Here is a 9646-nt window from a genome sequence, read left to right as displayed (position 1 = left end):
ATCCTGTAGCAATGAGTTCTATCTCGAATCCTTCTGACTTCACAATCCTGTTTATATACCATTTAAGAGTAGGAATCAACCCGAGATCCTCCAGCATTGGAGGGTGAAGAGAGTACGCGGCACGCCTGGTCTCTTTGATAAGTTTCTTCAGTTCTCCCCGGATATGACCGGTCCACTCGATGGTCTTTACATCGTCCGATGATAATGTCTGCTCGAAAACCTTGGCTTCGGTGTTGATACCAGCTACGGCCTGACCTATGACATCATGCAGATCGTGTGCGACCTCTCTCCTTACGTCCTCGTTCGCCCTGAGCCTGTTTTCCGCAAGCTTCCGCAGCTGCTTCTGGTACTCAGACCTGGCTTTCAGAAGCTCTACCCTTTCAATCTCCACCCCGACCTGATTACCGACCATATTGAAAAAATCAGATTTACCTGTCGGCAGTTCCATGTTGGAAGGAATTCCCATAATGAAGATCGCACGTAATTCCCCCGAAGCTTTCACAGGCATGGCCATAGTCTTTGAGATCTTCAACTCCTTCTTGATCTTTTTATTGAAAGGACCGTAATCCTCAATAACATCCTCAAACACTACTACTCTACCCGCCTTTACCAGTAAGGCAACGTATTCATTATCACTCTCCAAATGATTGACTGGAGAGATCAATTCATCCGGAATATTCTTCGTCAGCATCAGGCTGAACCCACCCCTGTTCTGGTCCGGGCCCCAGACACCCATATTCTTAATCCTGGACTCATCATGAATGAGATCCAGTATCTGCCTGAAAACCTCGACCATATCATTCTCCGCCCTGAAGATCTCCCCGATCTGCTTCAGGACCCGAAGCTCCCTGTTACGCCTCTCAAGTTCGAGCCCGGCTATTTTTCTCTCGGTGATATTCTTGACAGCGCCGATGACCCTTATCCCGCCATCTTCAGTCTTTTCGCCCGGGAGTCCATATAACAGGGCCCAGACTATCGATCCGTCTTTGTGGATGAGCCTGAATTCTTCGACTCTTTTGTTGCCTGAAAAATAGGATTGTCGCTGTTCGAGCATAATATCCCTGTCTTCAGGATGAATGATCTCAAGTCTTCCCAGCACACGATTGATCTCATCCGGGCTGTATCCAGTAATACTTGCGAAGGCACCAGCCACCCATTCCCTCTTCATGCTGCCGTCCCTGTAAACGACACCCGAATAGGTGTAATCGGAAGTGAGTTCGCTTACGGACCGATACCTCTCCTCCGACTCGCGAAGTGCTGCCTCAGTTAGCTTCCTTTCACCGATCTCACTCCTTAACTTTTCGTTCACTTCTTCGATCTGCATTGTTCTCTGTTTTACCAGTTCTTCGAGGTGTTCCTTGTATTTTTCCAGCTCCTTGAGGGCTGTCACCCTGTCCGTGATATCTTCCGTATGGACCATCACGACATCAGGAGCCAGATATACGTATTTCACGTCGAAGTGCCAGGCAGCACCTGCTGCGACATTCTTGAGCTCGACCTCCCGTTGAATCGATAGTTTCTCCTCGTAGCATCGATTGATCTCCGCGATGATCTCGGGTTTATCCTTGTGGAACTCCGAGGCGAAGATCCCGAGGTGTTCGCAGATCCTGCCGTCTGTGAGTTTGATCCCCGCTTCGTTAAAATCCCTGAGGACCATCTCGGGCCCTTCCCTCCGCCACATGAACATGGGAACAGGGTTGCTCATAAAATGAGATTTTAACCTGTCGTCGCTGTCCTTTATCGAAGAAGTAATATCCATCAGAATAATGACCATAATAGGGGGTTCGAGGTTATCCAGGAGTATCGCATCGACAACAATCCATTTTTCGGAGCAAGGCACGAAGAATTTCTTCTGATATCTTTTTTCTTTCCAAATCGTTTCCATGCCCTCGAGAATAATCGGCTCGATGATCTCGTTGATTATCTCATCGAGATTTTTCCCTGCCATCTCAGTATCAGGATCCAGATCGTGAAATGTCTTCCATGCCCTGTTACAGAATATAAACCTTCTATCGAGAGTAAGCACGGCTACCGGATTCATCGCGGAATCCATCCCGGCCATCAGGATAGAGGCAAGCTGGTCGTTGTCCATCTGGTCGATATTGAATTTTGAAGGATCGGTCAAAATATCCCCCCGGTCATTCCGTTTCATATCACTCAGGACTGCAGGCATTCATCATATCACTGATAATCGTTGGATTTCCAGTGATAAAGTAGTTTCTTGAAGGGAACAACCAACTAAAACCTTGACCTCGCATGCTCTGCTTCGCTAAAAGAATAGTTGTCCGAGATGAAGCAACGTTGGCCTGAGTACTGAAAGGGAAACAAAATGGCATTGAACGAAAGAACCATCACTGAGGCGATAATAAAAAGATACACCGAAAAACTCCTCGATTCTACCAAATGCGACGTCGCGATCGTGGGCGCCGGCCCGGCAGGACTAGTCGCTGCCTCAGATCTGGCCAGGGCGGGCTGGAAGACCTGTGTGTTCGAGAGAAAACTCAGCATAGGCGGCGGGATGTGGGGAGGTGGGATGATGATGAATGAGATCGTCGTGCAGCCCGAAGGTAAAGAGATACTTGATGAATTCGGCGTCGAGACGCATAAATTCCAGAACGATTACTACACGGCCGATTCTGTCCAGACTGTCTGTTCCCTCGGGGCCCTGGCATGTAAAAACGGGGCCCGGATATTCAACCTGATCAGCGTAGAGGACATCATACTCAAGGAAAACATCGCCAGAGGCGTAGTGATCAACTGGACCGCCGTTGAGATGGGTGGTCTTCATGTGGATCCTCTGACCATCGAGTCGAAATTCATCGTGGATTCGACCGGGCACCCGGCAGAAGTACTGAAAGTGATCGACAGGAAAGTAGACGCCCGGCTACTCACTCCGAGCGGCAGACTTGAAGGCGAGCGTTCCCTGTGGGCAGACCGGGCCGAGCAGACCACACTGGAGAACACGAAGGAAGTATTCCCCAATGTCTATGTTGCTGGAATGTGTGCCAATGCCGCGTTTGGATCGTACAGGATGGGCCCGATCTTCGGCGGTATGCTTCTCAGTGGGAGGAAGGTTGCAAAGATCATCGGAGACAGGCTCAAAGCTGAGAAAACGGCATGACCCCATGATCCGGCACCGCAATCGTATGCAAAAGGCTATCAACCTTTTCCAGCAGTGAGTCGGTGACATCGAGATGGACCGCCACACCCGGGCGAGCGAAAATGAAATATACGCCCCCGTTCATTTTCAATCCCGCCCTGGCCAGTGCAAGCGCGTATACACCTCCCTGGTTCATGTACGAACGCATTTTCGACTCCGCCTCATCCGGAGTGACATCATCGGTCTTGAAGTCGATCAGAGTCCATCCACCTTCATCCTGAAAAAACAGGTCCACCCTTCCCCCTGCGAATCCAGCCGGCTGATCGCCGGTCAGCAGGCCCGGACGACCCGAAACAGACTCATCTGATTTCCTGGCATTTTGTGCATAGACCGGAAAAGAAAAGTGCATCTCCCTGAATACACGGCTTGCTCCGGCAGCCCTGACCATCAGGTCGAGAGACAACGTATTCTTAACCATCCTCTCAAGTTCGGGGCAGGTGTCTTCATACCCGCTACCAGCCAGGAGCCCCCCGATAATTGAACATGTACGCTCGACTGAAGAAAAATCCGCAATTTCCATGATCCTGTGAAAGACGTTTCCGACAAACAGGGCCCTGGCTTCTCCGCCAGGCCCTCCACCACCATCGACATCTCTGCGCAAATCGACAGGAGATTTCTCACCAGCTTTCCCGCCAGGCGCAACTGCCTTCAGTCCTGAAGGTGATATCCTTACCGGACAGGACGACGCTGATAATATCTTTCTATCCCTGTCCTCGCAACAGACCTTCCAGGAAGAAGCTATCTCACGCAATTCTCCTGCCGGATCTTTTTCAGCTGCCGACCGGGCTCTGCCGCCGACCGCCTCAAGCATGGAAACATCAAGGCCAAGGACTTCGCCCGGGTCTCCGCCCGCAGGTATCACTGCTCCTGTATCATCCCGCTCAAAGATATTCATATTTATCGCATCGGAGATCATCTCGTATAAACTGTTCTTCTTATTGGTGCGTGGGATGACCAGGAGATCCCCGGCACGTGTGGCGGCGACATACAGCATGCGTGCAGACTCAGCCCTGTCCCTGATCTTTTCATCTTCGACCGCGTTGTCATAGTCAGGTGTCTGCCAGCCGTTCCCGAGACTGAAAGCTGCCCTGTCATGTTTTCCCCGTAACAACCTGCCGGGCGGCCTGAGTGTCTGCATCAGGTTTACAATGATGACGACGGGGAACTGCAGTCCCTTCGATTTATGGATCGTGAGCAACCGAACGGCATCGTTCCCGTCGTCGATCGCCGGCGATTCACCTTCCGCCGTTCCCAGTTTTTCCTGGTCTCTCATCCACCTTGCAAAAAACCTGAACGAATGACAGGCACGGTCGAATTCGCGTGCTCTCTGTGAGGCCTTCCTGATGTTCATGACCCGCTGATGGCCATGTGGCCGGAGAAGAGAAGATTCGATATATTTCGTCTTACGCATCAACTCTGCCAGAGTGCCGGCAGGGCCGGCCGTATTTCGGCCAGCATGCAGAGCGGCCAGCATGTGGAACGCGGCCAGAATATCGGCATGTGAAGGATCGTCAGTCATCCCCTGGCGGGTATAATCAAAAGACCCTCCATCAGACTTGAAAAGAAGCAGTTCTTCATCACTGAACCCGAACATCCCGGATCGCAGAACCGAAACAAGAGCCAGCGAGTCACCTGGATCCTCAATAGCCCATAGAGCCGATGCAAGGTCCCTTACTTCCTGGCGGGTGAAGTACAGCTTTCCTCCCTCGACCATATAGGGGATCTGAGCCCTTCTCAACCCATCCTCATAATGTGCTATTCCTGTAGTACCCCTGTACAGGACCGCGATGTCACCAAACCTTATCCGCCGGGGCTTTCGAGTAACAGGGTCCATTACAGTCCGTCCCGAATCGATCAGTCCGTATATGAACTTTGACAATGATTCGCTCTCGGCTTTGCGGACATCATCCGCCTTGTCAATACCGGGATCCAGCTCCAGGCTGATCACCCCGGCATCATCGCCTTCCCTGAAGGCGTGAACCGGTTCGTAGGCTGGCTGGTAACAACCATCTGGCGGTTTTTTGATTATCAGGGAGAATGCCCTGTTGACCCATTCGGTGATCCCGGGAGTCGACCTGAAATTCTGTGTGATCCTGAGATAGTCCCCTGCCTCGATGAACTTCCGCTTGACCTTCTCGTATATCTCGACATCCGCCTTCCGGAACCTGTAAATACTCTGCTTGGGATCGCCGACTATAAAGAGCCTGCCGGGACCAGGTGCTATCTCGCGACTTCCCGGGCTGCACGAGAGCAGCATGATGATCTCGGCCTGAAGGGGATCTGTATCCTGAAATTCATCGACAAGAAAGAACCTGTACCTGCGCCTCAACTCATCCAGCAGGCCTTTGTCGTCCAGCAGGAGTCTCGCCTTTATCAGAAGGTCGTCGAAATCCAGCAGGCTTTGTTCCCGTTTCCTCGCCTCCACAAGAGAGACGAACCCGGCGAGCCAACTTTCCAAAGCCGGCACAAGCCTCTCCAAACTGGAAGTCCTGGCCATGGACTGTGCGGCGGCCATATCGCGGAAGATCTTTTTTTGTTCGCTGCAATCTGTCTCAGGATCCCAGTTGTTCTTGTTTCCCTTTGGCTTTGGTATGTCGAGGCAGAGAGCGAACTCTTCGCGAGACTCCCCTTCAAGTCCCTCCATAAGGGCTGATTCTCCCGAAAATTCCCCTATCAAGACCGCCCCTTTATCGTCCAATTTTTTACAGGAGGATCTCAGAAGCAGCTTCACCCGTAAAACCGATTCCTCGACAAGATCGGCCAGGCTTTCAGTCAAAACGATCGCACCTGCCCCCGGCATCTCAGCGACATCTGGTTCTGCCTGCGCATTATCAGAGACAGCCCCCCCCTCGTCTTCGAATATTCCTGAAAGGACGGCGTTTCCGCGCTCATAGTAATAATGCATCGCCTGATCACGAAGATTGTCCACCTTGCCCCCGGCCATGTACCAGGAACGGATTATGTCTCCCGCCCCCTCGTGCGGACGCGAGAGGAAAGTGTTCCAGCATTCGTCAAGAAGCATCTTGCTCTCGATATCATCGAGAAGTCCGAAACCGGGATAGACCCCCGCTTCGACCGGGTTCTCGCGCAGAAGAGAGGAAGCGAAGGCATGAATAGTCGATATATGAGCGCTCTCGAGATTGTTCCTGGCCTCCCTGAATCTTTCACAGGAAGTTTCATCCTTGTCGAGGGAAGCGATACGCGAATCGATCTCTCTTCTGAGACGCGATTTCATCTCTGACGCGGCCTTCTCGGTAAATGTAATGGCTACTATCTGGCCCGGCATGGCTCTGCCTTGACCAATGATGGAAAGGTATCTGTCAACGAGAAGAGTAGTCTTTCCCGTACCGGCTCCAGCTTCCAGGCAGAGGGAGGAATCCAGATCGGAGACTGCTCTCAGTCTGGCCTCGAAATCAACCGGCCTGACAGTTTGTTCACCCATCACCTTCGGCCTCCCCTCTCCTCATGGATATATACGGCCTGCACCTGTCATCCTTCATCACCTTCTCTTCCATGATATAACCACGTGCCGAAGGACAGGCCGACGAAAGACCACAGAATCTGCACCCCTGGTTATCGGGGGAGATAAAGAACAGTCCGTCCTCCATTCCTGATGTGATGACATCGATCATGCCTCCAAGCTGACGGGATATTTCCTCCCAGTTCTCTCCCGAAAAGGTAACGACTCTCTTGCCGCCTCCCGTGGCGACTTTCCTGTACTGGGCGATACCATCATCGATGTCAATGCCAAGTATCCGCGCCGCTGCAAGCAGATATACAGGCAGTTGAAGATAGACTCCGCCTCCCAGATCGTTATCCTTCCTTCTGTCAAGCTTTCCAGTCTTGTAGTCGATCACCCTGAACCCGCCGGAGGGATCACGATCTATCCGGTCTATCCTGCCCCTGAAATGTATCGACTTCTTCCCCGTGTCAAATACGACATTGCTCCCATCAGGCCCGAAACCGAACGCGATCTCATACTCGATGGGGATCATTCCATCCTGCTCCCGCATCTCCGACTCGATATATCCGGTAACCGCCTGGATGATAATCCTCTTTTCCACATCCCAAAACAGCTTCAGGCCGACAGGCTCTCTTGATGCGAAACGTTCGAGAATGTCACCGGCGACCCGTGCCGCGGTATCGAGCACCTCCCCGCGGTCTCCCCCTGTCAGGGGAAGAAGTTTCTTTCTACTTAACTCCACGTAGAGGCTCTCCATGATCGAATGGACGACGTTTCCCCTCCGAAGGGGATCGATGGAGATCATTTCTTCAGGCTCCTCGACCGATTCGACACCGAGAATATCATTAAGGAAATAGACAAACGGGCACCCCGCCCATCTCTCCAGCGAAGTCGGCGAAAAAACACGGACACTGGAATCGAGCATCGAGCGAAGGGCACTCAACCCCTTGCTTGAATCTATGATTCCGTCATAACCGGACAGCCTGCCTCTCTTCCACCTCGAAGATGACAGCTGGACCCCTTTCGTGAAAAACCTGTTCTCAAAGAGATCACCTGCCGTCTCACCACACTTGAACACTGCAAGCGAACAGAACTCTTCTTCACTTACCGGATCCCTGGCCCACGCCTGCACCGGACCACACGGCACTCTGGTCAAATGCACACTGTCCGACACAGCAACATCACCACAGCCACTCTGCCCGGGATCCTCCCCTGTCTCTGGATCAAGAAAGGAAGAAGGGATCTTCTCCCTGTCGGCACCCTCTCCATTTCTTGGAAAACTGTGAAAAAGGTGTTCGTCGGCTGACCGGCAAGCCAGGTTGAAAATATGTCTGAGTTCTCCCGGCCTGTCCTGTCTTCTCGAAAACCTGATATCTGAACCTGACAGCTTCTCCAGTTTTTCTCTTCCCTCGTCGGAAAGAAAGGGATCCCTGCCGACCCTGCCGGGCAGGGAGTCCTCGGTCAGTCCCGGGATAAAGACAGCCCTGAACCGCAGCCCCCTTGCCCCTGACAAAGGTAATATATTGACTCCCTCCCCACCGAATCTGCCAGTCACTCCAGCGGGTCGCGACAACAGAGCCTTGAGCACGGAATAAAAGATCCCCGCCGGGCATTCCCTGTCTACCCGGTCAAGCTCGATCAGGCTCGAGACCAGACACAGAACATCGCAGAACGCTTCATCCTCCCCCGGAAGCAAGGTCACAACACCGGAGAGAATTTCAACCCTGTCGCTCCAGGAAGCTTTTCGACCCACCTTTGAAAGGATCATGATATTCTCGATGACCTCTCCCGAACGTCTCACTGCATCTATCAGATCTCTATCCTTTTCATCCATCGTTCTTTCAAGTCTGCCGATCAATTCGATATTCTCTTCGACCCATCCGTTTTCACCAGACATTCCCGATTCGGCACTCAAACGTATCCACACGGAGAACGGGTCCGGATGCCCATTTGTAACATCAGTCGCATTCAGAGGGATGGAAGCCAGAAGATCTACAAGCCGGGACCTTGAGGGAACTCCTGACATCAGGCCCGCAAGTGAAAGCAGGGTCCTCGCGTGAGCGGAGATCTCGAGAAGCGGATGCCCGGACAAGTAACAGGGTATCCTGGCCTCATCGAATATATCTTCCACAAGTCTCACATCATATCCGGGTGGAATCAGAACGGCCATCTCACCGAAACGGATCGAGGGGCCTGCCAGATCAAGTACCCTGGATGCTATTTCACGGATTTCCGATTCCGGGTCATGAACGCTGAAGACTTCCCTCGCTGGGCCGGGTCCTTTCTCCATGTCGAGATGCGTATGATCGAAACCTGATCTTTTCAAGCGGCTTACGAATCGTGACGACAGGCTGTCTTCTTCCCCGTCTACCGGAACGAAGATATCCATTCCACCACATTCTGCAATCGAAGAAAGGAAACGGTACTGCAGTTCATTCATATCATAGAATCCATAGACGAATACGGGAGGCCCCGTATCCAGGCTGCCTGCCGCGGTTGTCACATTCCTGAAGAAGGAGTGGATATCCCCGCCGAGCCCCTCGATCCTGCCTCTGTAGCCAATATATATATCAAGAAGGTCTTCTGCCCCTGCCTTTGATCCATTATCTCCGATTAGTCTTTTCGCAGCATCAGCATCGAATCCGGCCTCATCGATATCGGTAAGCGTTCCCAGCACAGCATCCGGAAACCCATCCATCATCGATATGGACTCGAAATACGGGGGTATCTCACCCTTTCGCCGCATCCCTTCAATGATTATCCGGCCCGAAAAGAGGGGAAGACCCTCGGCACATTCTATCCCCGCCGAATCTGCTACCCGGCTGACGAGGTCTGGAAATGTCATGATCTCGACATTGAAAGACCCGCCCATCCTGGTCGACAGAAGATCCCCCAGGTATCTCCCGGCCAGATTGGATCCGGCAAGGATGTAAACCGGGGCAAGAGGATCCGATACCTTGACAGCTTCGATCCTCCGGATCAACTCATCTTCAAGGGGACGAAAATCATATGCGGTGACGACC

General features: G+C 52.3%; 4 protein-coding genes. 1 reads left to right on the top strand and 3 read right to left on the bottom strand.

Annotation, left to right across the window (positions count from 1 at the left end; all coding sequences use genetic code 11):
- A partial coding sequence (locus KOO63_14680) for a PAS domain S-box protein (protein ID MBU8923061.1) occupies window positions 1-2125 on the bottom strand: 2125 nt, incomplete at its 3' end.
- 204 nt (window positions 2126-2329) lie between these two features.
- Between KOO63_14680 and KOO63_14675 the strand changes: the two genes are divergently transcribed.
- On the top strand, window positions 2330-3121 hold the full coding sequence (locus KOO63_14675) for a sulfide-dependent adenosine diphosphate thiazole synthase (GenBank protein MBU8923060.1): 792 nt from the start codon (window positions 2330-2332) through the stop codon (window positions 3119-3121).
- On the opposite strand, the gene KOO63_14670 is transcribed toward KOO63_14675, so the two are convergent.
- Window positions 3099-6602 (bottom strand): UvrD-helicase domain-containing protein, encoded by a 3504-nt coding sequence (locus KOO63_14670; protein ID MBU8923059.1) that lies wholly within the window; start codon window positions 6600-6602, stop codon window positions 3099-3101. The two genes, KOO63_14675 and KOO63_14670, sit on opposite strands and share 23 nt — an antisense overlap.
- Window positions 6595-9606, bottom strand: coding sequence for a PD-(D/E)XK nuclease family protein (locus tag KOO63_14665; protein ID MBU8923058.1), 3012 nt, complete (start codon window positions 9604-9606; stop codon window positions 6595-6597). Before KOO63_14665 ends, KOO63_14670 begins: the two co-directional genes overlap by 8 nt.
- Between the last annotated feature and the right edge of the window lie 40 nt (window positions 9607-9646).

The sequence above is a fragment of the Candidatus Latescibacterota bacterium genome, assembly GCA_019038625.1.
Classification (GTDB): domain Bacteria; phylum Krumholzibacteriota; class Krumholzibacteriia; order Krumholzibacteriales; family Krumholzibacteriaceae; genus JAGLYV01.
Note: the sequence above shows the minus strand (reverse complement) of the source record. Positions and strands in the feature narration are given on the sequence as shown.

What these genes read in the sequence shown, in the direction of transcription:
- KOO63_14675 (MBU8923060.1), top strand. Translation starts at nt 2,330, where the DNA reads ATGGCATTGAACGAAAGAACCATCACTGAGGCGATAATAAAAAGATAC.
- KOO63_14670 (MBU8923059.1), bottom strand. Translation starts at nt 6,602, where the DNA reads ATGGGTGAACAAACTGTCAGGCCGGTTGATTTCGAGGCCAGACTGAGA.